General features: G+C 58.0%; 15 protein-coding genes and 1 tRNA gene. 6 read left to right on the forward strand and 10 right to left on the reverse strand.

Annotated features, from left to right (window positions below; translation table 11 throughout):
* On the reverse strand, positions 1-1,446 hold the full coding sequence (locus U367_RS0112465) for an ATP-binding protein (protein WP_028617223.1): 1,446 nt from the start codon (positions 1,444-1,446) through the stop codon (positions 1-3).
* Positions 1,447-1,537: 91 nt separating this feature from the next.
* Entirely contained in the window at positions 1,538-3,136 is a 1,599-nt protein-coding gene (locus U367_RS0112470; RefSeq protein WP_028617224.1) for a DNA cytosine methyltransferase, read from the reverse strand.
* A gap of 29 nt (positions 3,137-3,165) precedes the next feature.
* Between U367_RS0112470 and U367_RS1000000130875 the strand changes: the two genes are divergently transcribed.
* On the forward strand, positions 3,166-3,579 hold the full coding sequence (locus U367_RS1000000130875; RefSeq protein WP_073860024.1) for a very short patch repair endonuclease: 414 nt from the start codon (positions 3,166-3,168) through the stop codon (positions 3,577-3,579).
* 33 nt (positions 3,580-3,612) lie between these two features.
* Here the strand turns inward: U367_RS1000000130875 and U367_RS01000000130085 are convergent, their stop codons facing one another.
* The 5 genes from U367_RS01000000130085 to U367_RS0112490 all read right to left on the reverse strand — a co-directional run bounded on the left by U367_RS01000000130085 (position 3,613) and on the right by U367_RS0112490 (position 6,446).
* The gene (locus tag U367_RS01000000130085; RefSeq protein ID WP_152537914.1) at positions 3,613-4,386 is read right to left on the reverse strand and encodes a hypothetical protein; all 774 of its coding nucleotides are present in this window, start codon (positions 4,384-4,386) and stop codon (positions 3,613-3,615) included.
* Positions 4,387-4,767: 381 nt separating this feature from the next.
* Positions 4,768-4,971, reverse strand: coding sequence for an RES family NAD+ phosphorylase (locus tag U367_RS1000000130880; protein WP_394365137.1), 204 nt, complete (start codon positions 4,969-4,971; stop codon positions 4,768-4,770).
* Positions 4,880-5,284, reverse strand: a complete 405-nt coding sequence (locus U367_RS1000000132370; protein ID WP_236639979.1) for a ParA family protein — start codon at positions 5,282-5,284, stop codon at positions 4,880-4,882. Before U367_RS1000000132370 ends, U367_RS1000000130880 begins: the two co-directional genes overlap by 92 nt.
* Before the next feature lie 129 nt (positions 5,285-5,413).
* Positions 5,414-5,489, reverse strand: a tRNA-Asn gene (locus tag U367_RS0112485).
* Between the two features lie 60 nt (positions 5,490-5,549).
* Positions 5,550-6,446 carry a LysR family transcriptional regulator gene (locus U367_RS0112490; RefSeq protein ID WP_028617226.1) on the reverse strand — a complete coding sequence of 299 codons (897 nt, stop codon included), beginning with the start codon at positions 6,444-6,446 and terminating at the stop codon, positions 5,550-5,552.
* A gap of 102 nt (positions 6,447-6,548) precedes the next feature.
* Between U367_RS0112490 and lldD the strand changes: the two genes are divergently transcribed.
* Positions 6,549-7,679: an FMN-dependent L-lactate dehydrogenase LldD gene (gene lldD, locus U367_RS0112495; protein WP_010208917.1), complete on the forward strand. Its 1,131-nt coding sequence runs from the start codon at positions 6,549-6,551 to the stop codon at positions 7,677-7,679.
* Here lldD and U367_RS0112500 read toward each other — a convergent pair.
* The 3 genes from U367_RS0112500 to U367_RS0112510 are packed head-to-tail and all read right to left on the reverse strand — an operon-like array spanning position 7,676 to position 11,252.
* On the reverse strand, positions 7,676-8,908 hold the full coding sequence (locus tag U367_RS0112500) for a CaiB/BaiF CoA transferase family protein (protein WP_028617227.1): 1,233 nt from the start codon (positions 8,906-8,908) through the stop codon (positions 7,676-7,678). The two genes, lldD and U367_RS0112500, sit on opposite strands and share 4 nt — an antisense overlap.
* A gap of 26 nt (positions 8,909-8,934) precedes the next feature.
* Entirely contained in the window at positions 8,935-10,464 is a 1,530-nt protein-coding gene (locus tag U367_RS0112505; RefSeq protein ID WP_028617228.1) for a 3-hydroxyacyl-CoA dehydrogenase, read from the reverse strand.
* A 2-nt stretch (positions 10,465-10,466) separates the two neighbouring features.
* The gene (locus tag U367_RS0112510; protein ID WP_016976408.1) at positions 10,467-11,252 is read right to left on the reverse strand and encodes an enoyl-CoA hydratase; all 786 of its coding nucleotides are present in this window, start codon (positions 11,250-11,252) and stop codon (positions 10,467-10,469) included.
* 262 nt (positions 11,253-11,514) lie between these two features.
* On the opposite strand from U367_RS0112510, the gene U367_RS0112515 reads away from it, so the two are divergent.
* The 4 genes from U367_RS0112515 (at position 11,515) to U367_RS0112530 (ending at position 16,147) form a co-directional block, all read left to right on the forward strand.
* Positions 11,515-12,360, forward strand: a complete 846-nt coding sequence (locus tag U367_RS0112515) for an IclR family transcriptional regulator (protein ID WP_122555173.1) — start codon at positions 11,515-11,517, stop codon at positions 12,358-12,360.
* Between the two features lie 69 nt (positions 12,361-12,429).
* Positions 12,430-13,584 carry an acyl-CoA dehydrogenase family protein gene (locus tag U367_RS0112520; RefSeq protein ID WP_028617230.1) on the forward strand — a complete coding sequence of 385 codons (1,155 nt, stop codon included), beginning with the start codon at positions 12,430-12,432 and terminating at the stop codon, positions 13,582-13,584.
* A 54-nt stretch (positions 13,585-13,638) separates the two neighbouring features.
* Complete coding sequence (locus U367_RS0112525) at positions 13,639-14,913, forward strand: MFS transporter (RefSeq protein ID WP_028617231.1); 1,275 nt, start codon at positions 13,639-13,641, stop codon at positions 14,911-14,913.
* Positions 14,914-15,220: 307 nt separating this feature from the next.
* On the forward strand, positions 15,221-16,147 hold the full coding sequence (locus tag U367_RS0112530) for a GGDEF domain-containing protein (protein ID WP_028617232.1): 927 nt from the start codon (positions 15,221-15,223) through the stop codon (positions 16,145-16,147).
* The last annotated feature ends 16 nt before the right edge of the window (positions 16,148-16,163 follow it).

Here is a 16,163-nt window from a genome sequence, read left to right on the forward strand (position 1 = left end):
TTAAAGATTGTCAGGCAGGGCATTAACCAATGACGGAAACGCATGAAAAGGCTCTGTTGTCCGAAGCTGCTCTCTTGCAGAAGAGGCGGAATACCCCTTCTTTTCGATCATGCTGCGGTACATAACCATCAATATTTCACTGACTTCGCTGGACGCAGTCTTCTCAAAGCCAGTGCAGGGCGTATCTCTGTTTTCCGCTGTATCGATCCATATTCTCTGAACAGGGACCGTCTCTTCTATAACTCGCAACATCGCCTTGATCTGCGGAAGCAGCGCCCCCGCATCATCCAGTACATCTCGTATTGCGGGGTGATCACTATCGATCCGGTAACGTATTCCGCTGGCGAGCCGCTCGACCTTCCAAGCTTCAACAACCTGTTTATTGCCCAACAACGTGGGCCTTCCTCTATGGGCAAATGCGCGGCGTGCACGCCCACGTGTCGCTTCAGCAAGGCGGGTCAACCAGTCTCGGAGGTAAAACGGTGGTCTTGCAGTGGATTTGCGGATATCGATTTTCCAGTCCGCATCGGCAGAGTTGGGTATATCCAGACGAATTCTCGCCAGCCTGTGGGCTTCGTCCTTTGTCCAAGACCTACCCGTACCCAACCCCAACCAACTGCCTGCAACGAGAAGACGCTCGTTGCGGTAGACATAAAATCCCTGCTGATCGGTCCAGCCCTCAGGGCCAGCCAAAAGTTCGAAGTCCTCACTTGAAAGCATGTCCTTGTGCGGCAGAACATGGCATTCCGCCTCGATCCCCTTGAGAGTCGGATGCTTGAATACGGGAGGATTGTAGGGTTTCCCGGGATGCTCCGTCATAAAGGGATCCCAGGGTTTCACCACTTGACCATTGAGCAAAATTTTGAGACGCGGCCGGGTACCTTCCAAATATCGGTGGAAAACCATCCCAAGGTGCTGCTCGACCTTATCAGCCAAGTTGAGGAAGTCCTGAACACTACTTCCAGCGGTAATAATTCGATCTAGCTCCTCCCACAGGACAAGGGTCCCACGGCCGGCCTCCGAAAGCGGCGTCGCATATTCTTCAGAGCCGGGGTGTGGGCCTTCCAAGAGATGCCAGCCGCCATCGGGGCTATTGGCAAGATAATCAAGATCCCAGCGCAAGGACTGCATACCGTCCGCACCGAGAGTCGAAACGGTTAGTCTGCGACACTGAGAAAATGAAGCAGTCTTAAGGCCCAATCCGAATCGACCGAGATCGGACGCTGCCCTTTCTTCCAGTGGATTTCGCTCACCCAATCTCATGGCAAGATCAAGTCCGGCCGCTGACATCCCTACACCGTTGTCGAGGCAGGTGATTCGAGAGCCAGCCTGAGACCAAGCGAACTCGATTTTGACCTCCGTGGCCCCCGCAGCAACACTATTATCGATAATATCTGCTAGTGCCGTCTGGGTGTTATAGCCCAATCCTCGAAGTGCCTCGACCATTGCGCTTGCCTTAGGCGGAGCATTACGACTCTTGAATGTCTGTGACAAAATAACGCTCCTTGTCTTGCCAATAATGATCTGCTTGAATTTACTAGGCGCTTTTTCCGCCTTCAACAATCCGTGCAACAACATCTGCAATCTGACGGGCTAAAAGTGGTGGAACCGCATTACCCACCTGATGAAACTGTTGTGTCCTATTACCAAGAAAGAAATAGTTATCGGGAAAAGTCTGCAGTCTTGCCGCCTCTCGTACAGTCAAGCTTCGGCATTGTCTGGGATCGTAATGGATAAAGTAATGACCATCCTTCGCGATGTGGCTGGTTATTGTTGTGGAGGGTATACCCGCTCTCTGGACTCGAAAACGATCGCTAAACTTCCCACTTGTCCAATTTTTGTGATCCGGCGCGAGCCCTGGAAGGTTAAAGTCCAGATGCCCTTTGGGAGACTCCTTGTAAGTATCGGCAAAAGCAGCAGCGTACACATACCTTCGCAAATCGGATGTCATGTGCCCCCTTGCCTCATGATTGAGCCAGTACTTCAGTCTCGAATCCGGCAACCAATCATCGAGAGGGGTTCCTGTTAATCCATTCCAAGAGTCTTTCTTCAATACCCTCAATCCACCGGAACTCATGCCGCGACTATCATAACTGTTGGCTAGTATTCCAAGCTTGGTTGCCAAGACTAGTCTTTCAGGAGCATCACTTACAAGCTGCAGGCACTCATGCCCCAGCTCATTTAAATGCTGTCGTACAATGTCTTCCCATGCATCCGGAGAGTCTTTGAGACGAGTGAGAGTACTACGCAGTGGCGGTAGGCTCCCTATCGTCTGATCTATCGTCGGACCCGACGCAGGAGACAGCTTATGATCGCCAATTCTATCCAAATACTCTTCCGATATACCAAGAAGTATGACTCGATGCCTAGCCTGAGGAACGCCGTACTCCTCAGCCTTAATAATGTAATTGGTTGGCTCGATACTATTCGGCTCAGCCCCACTTTCATACACGTCATCGGCGACAAGAGAACAGATTCTGTACTTCGGTCCATTGCTGCTTTCACCAAACGCCGCATCAGGATCTGCCAAGTCCCGTAAGATCTGTGGAAACATCTGCTCGCCAGCAACCTGCGATGAAAGGATCCCTTTCACGTTTTCCATGACGAAAACTGCGGGTCTTTTTTTCTGAATAATTCTCAGATATTCACGATACAGAAAATGTCGATGATCATTTTCTGCGCGATAATCTGCCTTACCACGATTTCTAGCTCGACCTACAATTGAGTACGCCTGACATGGAGGGCCGCCGATCAGCACCCACGGCCTAGTCTCATCGAGTCGGCTTGCAAGGATTTTGTCGAGCCTAAGGTTGCCCTCTTCAGTACCCAGCTCCAAGAGCTGAGCCTCGTTATCGGCATGCTTCCAGGCATCGAAACTCCTAGCGGTATAGGGTTCCAAAACATCAGCCGTTTCGCAAAAGTTGTAATAATCTTCAAGGGCTTCAGGCTGGTTATTTTTTAACAGCCGATAGAAAGCCCGAAGACGGAGAGTGGAGCGAGCGGAACCCTCCATCTCGGCCGATACCTTGATCTCGAAGGTTGCACCGTTTAGGCCCGAATGAGAGGAGAACCCCTCTCCAAGGCCGCCAGGGCCGGCGAAGAGATCTACAATCTGGATGGGGGAGCTACGACTCATGAAACCACGCTATTTAGAAAAGATACGAAATGGACGTCGTTGACCCCGCCACAAGATCCCGTCTAATGGCCGGAATCAAAGGGAAGAACACCAAACCAGAGCTAATTGTCAGACGTTTTCTGCACGCACATGGCTACCGATTTCGACTTCATCGAAGGGACTTGCCCGGAAAACCCGACATTCTACTGCCTCGACTGAAGGCCTGTATATTTGTACATGGTTGTTTCTGGCACCGCCATGCTAACTGCAAGTACGCAGTCTTGCCCAAGACTCGTATCGATTTCTGGACAAAAAAGTTGGAATCCAATGCCGCTAGAGATCGAAAGGTCATGGAAGAGTTGACTGACAAAGGTTGGCATGTGATCACGGTTTGGGAGTGCGAACTCAAAAATCCAGGATCCGCACTGCCTGCTTTGCTTGAGCACCTGAAAAATCTGAAGTGATTCATCTTGGCAGCAACAAGCCCCCCCCATCCACTACTCCTCTCCCAGCATAAGCAGAACACCTGGCACCCATGAATGGCACTCCCACCCGCCTGATCCGGTTCTCTTCAGGTAGTGTTTCAAAGGGCCCATTAGAAGCTTATTGATGTCAGCAACGTGATGCCCTAGAACGTGTTCCGCGTGAACAGCTCGATCCCCAGGATTGTCCACAAAGTAGTTCAACAGATCCAACCCTACCGTACCAAGTTTTCCGGTACGCTCCACCAGAGCATGCTCTGCAGCCAACCCAACACCTGATATTTGGGAATCAGTGGACTCAACGCCCCACGCAAAATCGTGAAATGGCTGGGCAAAATCAAGCACTACAGCACCGCCTTCCTCTGCGCTGTAGGAGCCGATGGATCCTTGAGTCATGCTCGCGAGCGCTCTCAGTTCCATGTCGTCTACTTGTGGGGCTTGCACCTCATCTGTCGCGATCCAGCTCCAATCCTGATGGCCGTCATCTGCAATGAATAGATCCCCGGATTCTAGCTCTGAATTTTCAGCTTCCGGGGTCGAGCTTGGATCGAGCACAACTACTTTCGGAACGTCACCAGCAAGGAGTCGATCTTGCAACAGACGACTCAATCTTTCCGAATCATGTTTCTCGCTCAGGAACGCAACCAAAAGCTCATGAGCGTCCTGCTCGTGCCCTATACATGCGAGTAGAGAAAAAGCACCCACGACCCCTTCTGGGAGGTTTTCTCCGAACGTCGTTTGAAGAAGTGATTTGCACTCCTCCCTTTTAGCTGGAAGTGACTCAGGCATCAAAAACCTGATAAGTACACTCCATTCAGCAGCTCCAAGCCGCATATTGGCACCTGAATCGCCGTGTTCGCTTTCAACGTAAATACAACTGCCCTCTACTGATCAGATCTCACTGCTCAAGTGACGAGGCTAGATTTTTACAAACCATGGAGACCATATAGAGTCGCCATTTTGTCCTAGCCAAATGAATCCCGAGCCACTTTTCAACATGTCCTTATTGCCTAGATGACCTGAAACCAAATAGGTCGTGAAATTGAAATGCTGGCCACATGCCCTATGATGCCCAGAAAAGGCTCTATCTCCAAGAGGAGTTGAGGATACTCGTTAAATCGAGATGTCGGATTAGGTAGTATTCAACCTTCTGAAATCTTGCTCTGTGCGTCAACACGTGAGTACATGTGGAATCGTGTCCAGCGCCTGAAAACCCTTGTGCACTGCCACCTCAAGGATCGCAGTGGACGGATACGCCGAACAGTACACCGCTTTGACACCTTTAGAATTCCACCGGCCCCCAGCAGTTTGAGCACCGATGGTGGACGACCAAGTGGATGCATGCTTCTCTTGACCCAATCGCCACAAGTACAACTCTCCATTTCCTGGCACTATCGTCATCAGGAATACACCCCGTACTCCAAGTCTTCGACCAATTCCAAATCCCATCTGAGTCGCCAGGAGATCCAGAGGCGTCCTTCCTCTGAGCCCCATTGAACGTGATCAACTGATAGGTGCCGCCAAGAGCCTCGTAGGACAGGTTGTAAAATGAGGATAGCGACGGCCGATTATCGAGATCAATTAGCAGAGTATGGATACCCGCATAGGCGCAGAACGCACCTAGATTGGCGCCAACCGTGATCTTACCCGGCCCGCCTTTGATTGAAGCGACTAAAGCGACTTTCATGGGGCTGCCCTCTGAATCGTAGGATTAGAGACGGCTTCATGCTGATCACGCTGTGCGATTCAATCACCCTGGAAAAATCCAAGGCAAAAAAAAGCCTGCATCTCTGCAGGCTTTTTTTATGTCGCTATCTGGCTCCACGACCTGGACTCGAACCAGGGACCCAGTGATTAACAGTCACTTGCTCTACCAACTGAGCTATCGCGGAATGCGCCGTATGTTACTGATTAAAAAGGATAAGTCAAGCACTCCCTTTCATTCGGTGTGATTAAACCGGATGACCGGTTGAATCGGCGTGTTCCCTTGCCAACTCCAGCCAGGCCAAAGCCGCCGGTGGCAGATGGGCGCTCGAGCGCCAGGCCAGGGCGATGTGCCAGTCGGTGTGGGGTTCATCCAACGGGACCAGGGCGATGCCAGCGTGTTGATGTTTGTGCGCCAGCATGCGTGGCACGAAGGCCACACCCAGTCCGGCGGCGACCAGGTCGATGATGAAGTCGATCTGCCCGCTGCGTGCGGTCACCTTGGGGGTGACGCCTTTGCGCTCGCAGGCAGCGAGGATCTTGGCGTTGAGGGCAAAGCCGGCTTCGAAGAGGATGAACGGTGAATCGGCCAGGTCAGTGAAGTCGATGCGCTTGCGCTGGGCCAAAGGGTGGCTGATGGGCAGCACGGCCATCAGCGGCTCATTGCGCACAGGTTGGTAGTCGAAGTCTTCATCCACCGGCAGCAGCAGCGCCGCCAGGTCGACCTCCCCCGCTTCCAGGCATTCGCGCAGCTTTTTGCTGCCGTACTCGGTGAGTTCGATGTCGATGTCCGGGTAGCGGCTGCGGTAGGTCGCAAACATCGTCGCAAACAGCACGCCGCAGCCCACCGGCGGCAGGCCGATACGCAGCACGCCACGCTTTAAACCGCGCAGGTCGTTGATCTCAGCCACCAAGTCGTTGCGCTCGGCAAGCAGCACCAAGGCGCGTCGGTAGGCGATTTCGCCGGCAGCGGTGAGTTCGTTACGGTGGCCCAGGCGGTTGAGCAACGGTGTGCCCAGTTCATCTTCCAACGTCTTGACCGCCTTGCTCACGGTGGATTGGGTCAGGCACACCACCTCGGCGGCCTGGGAGAAACCACCCTGGCGCACCACTTCGACAAAGGCTCGCAATGTTCTCAGGTTCATCAGTATTCCTTCGGCGACTGACCACCAGCGATAAAAGTTGTTTTTATCATGCCAGAGAATTGCCTATCCTGACTTCACCTTGCCTTGTGGAGCCCTCCAATAATGATCATCTCGTCCGCCTCCGACTACCGCGCAGCCGCCAAGCGCAAGTTGCCGCGCTTCCTGTTCGACTACATCGACGGCGGCGCCTACGCCGAACACACGCTGCGTGCGAACAGTTCGGACCTGGCCGAGATCAGCCTGCGCCAACGCATCCTGCGCAATGTGGACAACCTGAGCCTGAAGACCACGCTGTTCGGCCAGGAGCTGGACATGCCGGTGATACTCAGCCCGGTGGGCCTCACCGGCATGTACGCGCGACGTGGCGAAGTGCAGGCGGCCAAGGCGGCGGCGAACAAGGGCATTCCGTTCTGCCTGTCGACGGTGTCGGTGTGCCCGATTGAAGAGGTGGCATCGCAGAGCGCGCAGGCGATCTGGTTCCAGCTGTATGTGCTCAAGGACCGTGGTTTCATGCGCAATGCGCTGGAGCGCGCGCAAGCCGCGGGCGTCACTACATTGGTGTTTACCGTGGATATGCCCACGCCCGGCGCGCGCTATCGCGATGCCCACTCGGGCATGTCCGGACCGTTCGCAGCACAGCGGCGCATGCTGCAAGCCGTCACCAAGCCGCAATGGGCCTTCGATGTAGGACTGATGGGCCGTCCCCATGACCTGGGCAACATCTCCAAATACCTGGGCAAACCCACACACCTGGAAGACTACATCGGCTGGCTGGCGAACAATTTCGACGCCTCCATCAGTTGGAAAGACCTGGAATGGATCCGCGAATTCTGGAAAGGCCCGATGATCATCAAAGGTATTCTCGACCCTCAGGACGCCAAGGACGCAGTGAGTTTCGGTGCCGATGGCATCGTGGTCTCCAACCATGGCGGTCGCCAGTTGGATGGCGTGCTGTCCACTGCCAAGGCCCTGCCTCCGATTGCCGATGCGGTGGGCGACGATCTCACGGTTTTGGTGGACTCCGGCATCCGCTCCGGACTGGACGTGGTGCGCATGCTGGCCTTGGGTGCCAAGGCCTGCCTGCTGGGGCGTGCCACCGCCTACGCGCTGGCTGCCGACGGCCAGCACGGCGTGGAAAACCTGCTGGACATCTTCGCCAAGGAAATGCGCGTGGCCATGACCCTCACCGGCGTCACTTCCATCGCGCAGATCGACCGCTCTACCCTGGTCTAACCCTGCTGCTCGACGATCCCACGGGCCTTGAGTTGGGCCAGTTGCTCCGCCGACAAGCCCAACCGTTCACCGAGGATATCGTCGGTGTGCTGCCCCAGCCTCGGCGCCGGCCGCACGTATTCCACGGGCGTGCCGGACATTTTGATCGGGCTGCCGACCATGGCAAAGTCCGGGTTCTGCGGGTGTGGGATGTTCACCATCAGGTTGCGCGCGATCACCTGGGGTTCTTCCAGGGATTGCGCAATCGAGTTGATCGCCCCCACCGGCACCTTCGACGCATGGATGCACGCCACCCACTCATCGGCGCTGCGCCCCAGGAAGTGCGCCGAGAGCAACGCGACGATGTCTTCGCGATGGGCCACGCGGTCGGCATTGCGACAAAAGCGCGGGTCCTGCGGCAAGTGCGGCAGGCCGATGCTCTGGCACAGGGCGATGAACTGGCTGTCATTACCGCAGGCGATGATGAAGTCACGGTCGGCGGCGCGGAACACCTGGTAAGGCACGATGTTGGCGTGGGCATTGCCATAACGCTGCGGCACCTTGCCCGACGCGAGGTAGTTCATGCTCTGGTTGGCCAACGTGGCGACTTGTACGTCCAACAACGCCATATCGATGTATTGACCAACGCCGGTGCGCTCACGGCTGAGCAATGCAGCCTGGATCGCCACGGTGGAATACAGGCCGGTCATCAAGTCGGAAAACGCCACGCCAACTTTTTGCGGGCCGCCGCCCGGCAAATCATCACGCTCGCCAGTAATGCTCATCAAGCCACCGATGCCCTGGATGATGAAGTCGTAACCCGGCTCTTCGGCACGCGGCCCGGTCTGGCCGAAACCGGTGATGGAGCAATACACCAGGCGTGGATTGATCTCGGCCAGGGTCGCGTAATCCAGGCCATAACGGGCCAGGGAGCCGGCCTTATAGTTCTCGATCAGTACATCCGAGCTGGCCGCCAAAGCGCGTACCAACTCCTGACCTTCGGGAGTGGCCATGTCGATGGCCACGGATAACTTGCCGCGATTGGTCGACTGATAATAAGAAGCTTCGCCGGACGATTCGCCGGTGTCGGTCTTCATCCAGGGCGGCCCCCAGGCACGGGTGTCGTCGCCGCTTTTCGGGCGTTCGATCTTGACCACTTCCGCGCCAAGGTCGGCCAACACTTGCCCACACCAGGGGCCGGCCAACACACGGCTTAAATCCAGTACCCGCAAACCTGTCAATGCACCCATTGTTCTTGTCCTGTGAGGTTGGGAAATCAGCCGGCTGTCGGCTCTTCATGGCGCAAGGAAACACCCAGCATCGCCCGCCGCCGTAACCAGGGGCTGGGGCGGTAACGTGGGTCGTGGGTGAGTTCGCTCATGCGCTGCAAAATCGTCAGGATCCGCCGAGGCCCAAGGGCATCGCCCCAAGCCAGCGGCCCCTTGGGATAACCGAGGCCCAGTTGCACGGCCTGGTCGATATCCTCGACGCTGGCGATGCGCTGCTGGGCAATGTCACAGGCCAGGTTGACCACCATCGCCAAGGTGCGCTGGGCCACGAAGCCGACGCTGTCGCCAATCACCGTGACGCCCACACCGTCTGCTGAGAGCAAAGCGTGAGCCGCATCGCGCATGGCGGGCGAAGTCAGTGGGTTCTGCATCAAGGTGCGATGACGCGACAGGTCCGTCAGCAGGTCGATGCACAGGGTGCGCGCCGGGTCGGTGTCGAAGCGCACGCAGGCGCTGGTGGCGTCGCGGCCATACGGGGCCAGCAGGCATAACGCTTCAGGCGAAGGTTGCGCGGCGTGTTCCAGATGGGCGCCCAGGTTGATCACCAAGGCGCTCAAGCGCTCGTAGTCTTCACTGTTTTCCGTTGCGATCCAAACCGGCGGTTGCGGGTTTACAGTCGGTACGGGTTGAGGCTGAGGGCCATTGATGAGCTGGCCGTTTTCATACTGATAGAACCCATGCCCGGTCTTGCGTCCAAGGCGTCCAGCCACCAACATCTGCCGGGTCAGGGGCGACGGTTTGTAGCGGGGTTCCTGATAAAACTGGTTGTAGATCGACTCCATCACCGGGTGCGACACATCCAGGCCGGTGAGGTCCAGCAACTCCAGCGGCCCCATCCGGAACCCGGCGCCGTCGCGCAGGATGCGGTCGATATCACCGCGCTCGGCGATGCCCTCATCAAGCATCTTCAACGCTTCAGTACCATAGGCACGACCGGCGTGGTTGACGATGAAACCCGGCGTGTCCTTGGCGCGCACGCCGCGATGGCCGATGCGTGCAGCCAGGGCCAACAGCGCGTCGCCAACCTTTGGCGCGGTGGCCAGGCCGTCGATCACCTCCACCACACGCATCAGCGGCACCGGGTTGAAGAAGTGCAGCCCGGCCACGCGCTCAGGGTGCTGGCAACCGGTGGCGATGGCCGTGACAGACAGCGAAGAGGTGTTGGTGGCGAGGATGCAGGTCGGGCTGACAATGCCTTCCAGCTGTTGCAGCAGGCCGCGCTTGGCGTCGAGGTTTTCCACGATGGCTTCGACGACCAGGTCGCAATCGCTCAGGTCATCAATCGCCTCGGCAACCCGCAGGTTGGCCAGCGCCGCCTCCATCGCGGCCTGGCTGATCTTGCCCTTGCCCACCAACTTGGCAAAGGTGCCGCTGAGATTATCCCGAGCCGATTGCGCAGCGCCTTCACGGGCATCGAACAGATGCACCACCACACCGGCCTGGGCCGCGATTTGTGCGATACCCGCGCCCATGACGCCAGTGCCCACCAATGCCATCGTATTCAGGGTGTCGGTCATACTTATTCCCCCCGGTAGTGCGGTGTGCGTTTCTCGAAGAACGCGGCGGCGCCCTCCTTCTGGTCCTTGGAATCGAACAGCAATTGGAAGGCCTTGCGCTCCAGTACCAAGGCGCTTTCCAGCGGCAGGTCGGCGCCGGCCAGCATCACTTCCTTGATCTGCTCCACCGCCAACGGCGGCAATGCGGCAATCTGCGCGGCCAGTTCCAGGGCGCGGGGCAGTGTCTGGTCGTCGCTGACCATTTCGCTGAGCATGCCCATCGCCAGGGCTTCTTTCGCGCTGACCATGCAACCCGTGAGCGCAATGCGCATAGCCTGGAACTTGCCCACCGCGCGGATCAGGCGTTGAGTGCCGCCCGCACCGGGCATCAAGCCGAGCTTCACTTCCGGCTGGGCAAATCGCGCCGACTCGCCCGCCACGATCAGGTCGCAATGCATCGCCAGCTCGCAGCCACCGCCCAGGGCAAAACCGTTGACAGCGGCAATCACCGGCTTGGGGCAACGGCTGATGGCTTCCCACAGGTATTCAGTGTGGCGGCGGTACATATCGATCGCGCCCGCACTGGCGAACTCCTTGATATCCGCGCCGGCCACGAAGAACTGCTCGCCACCGGTCAGCACGATGGCGCGTACATCCTGGCGTCGGGACAGTGCGCGGAAGTGCTCGGCGAGAGCTTCACGCACCTGGGCATTGAGGGCGTTTTTCACTTCAGGGCGGTGGATACGCACCACGGCCACGCCATTGTCATGGATGTCGAGGGTCACCACGGGTGAGTTGGCGCTGGTCACATTCACTCCTGCTGCACTGTTCTTGTTAGTTGGATTGGCGCATGTTTCGCTGTGCGAAATAACATTCCGTATTTGACGATTAGCATAAGTACCGACCCCGCTGGTGTAAACGGAAAAACGCGGACAACGCTCAAACCATCGACTAACTCGCTGTTTTAAAGGGTTTTATCTCATCTGAAAATCAAGGCGCAAAAGATTGCTTAGTTTCGCTGTGCGGAATACTATTTTGTTTTGTTGATTTTATAAAAAAATGAGGATTACCATGCGCCGTCGAAACCCCGAGCCGGACAGCACAGAAGTTTCCGCTTTCGAGCATGTGTTGATCGACCCGATGAACAACGATGAGGAGGAAGACAAGGATCGCCAATTCGTCACCGCCCTGGCCCGTGGCCTGGAACTGTTGCGCTGTTTCACGCCAAGCGAAAGCGTGCTGGGCAACCAGGAACTGGCGCGCAAGACCGGCCTGCCGAAACCGACGATCACCCGCATGACCCACACCCTGACCCGCTTGGGTTACCTCAAGCACCTGCCGCAGTCAGGCCGGTATCAGTTGGATGTAGGCGTGATGGCCTTCGGTTACGCGATGTTGTCGAACCTGTCGATCCGCGCCGTGGCTCATCCGTTGATGGAGACCATGGCCAAGTACGCCCAGGCGGCCGTTGCGATGGCCACTCGGGACCGCCTCGACGCGGTGTACCTGGACGTGGTCCAGGGCGAAGCGAACATGACCATGCGCCGCCAGGTCGGCACACGGTTGCCGTTGCACTTGAGTTCAGCAGGCCGCGCCTGCCTGGCAGCAATGCCGGAAAACGAGCGGGAGTTCATTCTCGACCATATCCGCCAGCGCCATCTGGAGGACTGGCCGAGCATCCGCAAGGGGCTGGAACGCGCCTTCCGGGACTACACCGATTTCGGCTATTGCATGTCGATCGGTGAGTGGCACCGCGATGTCAACGCCATCGCCGTGCCGCTGCGACACGCACAACACGGCTTGCTGGCGTTCAACTGTGGCGGACCGAGTTTCCACCTCTCCCGGGAGAAACTCGAAGACGACATCGGCCCACGCCTCAAGCACATGGTGAACAACATCGAGGCCGCCACCCGCTAGCTGGACCGGTGCATGGCCTCGGCAGATTGACGATAACAGGCCCGCCGAACGGGCCGCTGAGGAATGCACATGATCCGAGACGCACAAACGCTTCATATCCTGGTGGACGCCATTGCGCAGTTCGTCGACGAAGCGCTGATCCCACGGGAAAACGAAGTCGCCGAGACCGATGAAATCCCGGCGGACATCGTCAGCCAGTTCCAGGACATGGGCCTGTTCGGCCTGACCATCCCCGAAGCCTACGGCGGCCTCGGGCTGACCATGGAAGAAGAGGTGACCATCGCCTTTGAACTGGGGCGCACCTCACCGGCCTTCCGTTCCTACTTCGGCACCAACAATGGCATCGGCTCCATCGGCATCCTGCTGGATGGCACCGACGCACAGAAAGAGCACTACCTGCCGCTGTTGGCCAGCGGCGAGCTGCTCAGCTCGTTCTGCCTCACCGAGCCAGACTCGGGCTCCGACGCCGCCTCACTGAAAACCACCGCCGTGCGCGATGGCGACCACTATGTGATCAACGGCACCAAGCGCTTTATCACCAACGCGCCCCACGCCGGGATTTTCACCGTGATGGCGCGCACCGACCCGGCGATCCGTGGTTCGGCCGGTATCAGTGCGTTCATCGTCGAACGTGACACACCCGGCCTGTCCCTGGGCAAACGCGACCACAAGATGGGCCAGCAAGGTGCCCACACCAGCGACGTGATTTTCGACAACGTACGCGTGCCGGCCAGCCAGTTGATCGGTGGCGTGGAAGGCGTGGGCTTCAAGACCGCGATGAAGGTCCTCGACAAAGGCCGCCTGCACATCGCCGCCGTCAGCGTGGGCGCTGCCGAGCGCATGTTGAACGACGCGCTGAACTACGCGATCGAGCGCAAGCAATTCGGCCAGCCGATTGCCGAGTTCCAGCTGATCCAGGCCATGCTTGCCGACAGCAAGGCCGAGATCTACGCCGCGCGTTGCATGGTGCTCGACGCCGCCCGCAAGCGCGACGAAGGCCAGGACATCGGCACCGAGGCGTCGTGTTCGAAGATGTTCGCCACCGAGATGTGCGGCCGCGTCGCTGACCGTTGCGTGCAGATCCACGGCGGTGCCGGCTATATCAGCGAGTACGCCATCGAACGTTTCTACCGGGATGTGCGCCTGTTCCGCCTGTATGAAGGCACCACGCAGATCCAGCAACTGGTGATTGCCCGCAACATGATTCGCGCGGCGCAACGCTAGGCCTCACCGCACCACCATACCCAATGCCCTAACAACTACAAGCAAGGTATCGCTATGGAAGTCGCCGCATCGGCGGGCGCGTTGTCGCCTGCAAAAAGCAAACTGTGGATCGTCGTTTTCATCTTCTGCTTCCTCGGCCTGTTGATCGATGGCGCGGACCTGATGTTGCTGTCCTACAGCCTCAGCAGCCTCAAGGCCGAGTTCGGCCTGACCAGCGTCGAAGCCGGCAGCCTGGGCAGCTTCACCCTGGCCGGAATGGCCATCGGGGGTATCTACGGGGGCTGGGCCTGTGACCGTTTCGGGCGGGTAAAAACCGTGGTGTGGAGCATCGTGCTGTTTTCCGTGGGCACGGCGATCCTGGGCATGACCCACAGCTATTGGCAGTTTGCGGCCACCCGGTTTTTCGCCTCCCTCGGCCTGGGCGCGCTGTATGTGGCGTGCAACACGTTGATGGCCGAATACGTGCCGACCCGCTACCGCACCACCGTGCTCGGCACCCTGCAGGCGGGTTGGTCGGTGGGCTACATCGTTGCCACCCTACTGGCCGGTTGGATTCTCCCGGAGCACGGCTGGCGCTGGCTGTTCTACGTGGCCATCATCCCGGTGATCCTCGCCGTGCTGATGCAACGCTTGGTGCCGGAGCCTCAGGCCTGGTTGACCGCGCGCGCCGAACGGGCGAAAGACAAAGCCAACGGCAGCCAGGATGTCCTGAAGAAAAAGCCCGATGGCATGTTCAAGCTGATCTTCAGCGACCCCAAGGCCAGCCGTATGTTCCTGCTCTGGGCCCTGACCGCAGGCTTCTTGCAATTCGGTTACTACGGCGTGAACAACTGGATGCCGTCGTACCTGGAAAGCGAGCTGGGGATGAACTTCAAGTCGATGACCAGCTACATGGTCGGCACTTATGCGGCGATGATCTTCGGCAAGATCCTCGCGGGCCTGGCGGCGGACCGTCTCGGTCGACGCGTGGTATTCGCGTTTGGCGCTCTGGGCACGGCGATCTTCCTGCCGGTGATCGTGCTGTTCCAGAGCCCCGAGAATATCCTGTGGATGCTGGTGGTGTTCGGCTTCCTGTACGGCATTCCCTATGGCGTGAACGCGACCTACATGACCGAAAGCTTTGAGGCCAAGTTTCGTGGTTCGGCGGTGGGTGGTGCGTACAACATCGGCCGTATCGGCGCAGCGGTGGCGCCGGCAGCCATCGGCTTCCTGGCGTCCCATGGCTCCATCGGCATGGGCTTTTTGGTGATGGGCGGCGCGTACTTTATCTGCGGTGTCATACCGGCGTTGTTTATTCGCGATAAACAGTTCGATCCGCAGAAACAGTAAGGCCACCGCTTAGTTGCCAATTAACTGGCGTCATCATCCAGCGACTGCTTTTAGCGATAAAAGCAGTCGATTGATTTATATGACTTTTTATTAGTTCTAAGCGATTTGGCATGAATCTCGCTCTACCCTTATTCAAGCAGGTTAAGCGATGACAAGACGTGCGGCAGCGCCCAGGGGTTATAACCCTGTGCAAAGCGGTCTAAACTGTTACTCATGTTTTACGGAACTGAAGGAACAGTAAGACGCTTGGCATTCGCCACTCTCATCGAGCCTGTAAGACAGCCCAGTGCTTAGAGGCCGATCGCTTATGAAAACACCCACCCAGACCAACGCAATTGACTTTGACAGTGCCAAATTGCAACGCCTGGGGTTTGGTCAGCCATCCCTCCTCCCACGCCGCCCCACGACGCTGGAGCAACTTCGCCAGCAACTGGGCCTGCAATTACAAACCAGCCTGGAGCCGGAGCGCATCCTCGGTGTGTTCTTCCGTGAGATCCAACGCCTGGTGCCCCTGGACGCGTTGCAGTACCGCCATCAGGCCAGCGACTTGCGCCTGGAGTTCGGCCACCGCGGGCATCACTCAGTGAGCTACAGCCTGAGCCATGAAGGCGAGCACCTGGGCGAGCTGATCTTTCGTCGCAACCAGCGCCTGGCGGAAGAAGAGCTCGGCCAGCTCGAATCCCTGCTGGCCACCTTACTCTACCCAATCCGCAACGCCCTGCTCTACCGCGCCGCCACCCGCAGTGCCTTGCGCGACCCGCTGACCGAGACCGGCAACCGTATAGCCATGGACCAGACCCTGCAACGGGAAGTCGACATGGCACGCCGGCACCTCAATCCGCTGTCCTTGCTGATGCTCGACATCGATCACTTCAAGATCATCAACGACACTTACGGCCACACCGCTGGCGATAAGGTACTGCGCGCCGTGGCCGGGGCGATCAAGCGCCAGTTGCGTAACGTGGATATGGTGTTCCGGTTTGGCGGGGAAGAGTTTCTGATCCTGCTGTCCAACACGGGCCGGGATGCCGCTGCGATGGTCGGTGAGCGCCTACGCCAAGCGGCGCAGGCCCAGGATTATTGGGCGGATGACACGCGGATCGAATTGACGGTGAGCCTGGGCTGCTCGACTTTGCTGGCCGCAGAGTCTACCGAAAGCCTGCTGCGTCGGGCCGACAGCGCCTTGTATGTGGCCAAGCGAGAGGGTCGCAACCGCCTGGCAATGGCGGGGTAAGCCCCCGCCACTCTCA

It is taken from the genome of Pseudomonas canadensis (assembly GCF_000503215.1).
In the GTDB taxonomy this organism is placed as follows: domain Bacteria; phylum Pseudomonadota; class Gammaproteobacteria; order Pseudomonadales; family Pseudomonadaceae; genus Aquipseudomonas; species Aquipseudomonas canadensis.

Coding starts and splice junctions, on each gene's coding strand:
- U367_RS0112465 (WP_028617223.1), bottom strand. CDS start 1,446: ATGGTCGAGGCACTTCGAGGATTGGGCTATAACACCCAGACGGCACTA.
- U367_RS0112470 (WP_028617224.1), bottom strand. CDS start 3,136: ATGAGTCGTAGCTCCCCCATCCAGATTGTAGATCTCTTCGCCGGCCCT.
- U367_RS1000000130875 (WP_073860024.1), top strand. CDS start 3,166: ATGGACGTCGTTGACCCCGCCACAAGATCCCGTCTAATGGCCGGAATC.
- U367_RS01000000130085 (WP_152537914.1), bottom strand. CDS start 4,386: ATGCCTGAGTCACTTCCAGCTAAAAGGGAGGAGTGCAAATCACTTCTT.
- U367_RS1000000132370 (WP_236639979.1), bottom strand. CDS start 5,284: ATGAAAGTCGCTTTAGTCGCTTCAATCAAAGGCGGGCCGGGTAAGATC.
- U367_RS0112490 (WP_028617226.1), bottom strand. CDS start 6,446: ATGAACCTGAGAACATTGCGAGCCTTTGTCGAAGTGGTGCGCCAGGGT.
- lldD (WP_010208917.1), top strand. CDS start 6,549: ATGATCATCTCGTCCGCCTCCGACTACCGCGCAGCCGCCAAGCGCAAG.
- U367_RS0112500 (WP_028617227.1), bottom strand. CDS start 8,908: ATGGGTGCATTGACAGGTTTGCGGGTACTGGATTTAAGCCGTGTGTTG.
- U367_RS0112505 (WP_028617228.1), bottom strand. CDS start 10,464: ATGACCGACACCCTGAATACGATGGCATTGGTGGGCACTGGCGTCATG.
- U367_RS0112515 (WP_122555173.1), top strand. CDS start 11,515: ATGCGCCGTCGAAACCCCGAGCCGGACAGCACAGAAGTTTCCGCTTTC.
- U367_RS0112520 (WP_028617230.1), top strand. CDS start 12,430: ATGATCCGAGACGCACAAACGCTTCATATCCTGGTGGACGCCATTGCG.
- U367_RS0112525 (WP_028617231.1), top strand. CDS start 13,639: ATGGAAGTCGCCGCATCGGCGGGCGCGTTGTCGCCTGCAAAAAGCAAA.
- U367_RS0112530 (WP_028617232.1), top strand. CDS start 15,221: ATGAAAACACCCACCCAGACCAACGCAATTGACTTTGACAGTGCCAAA.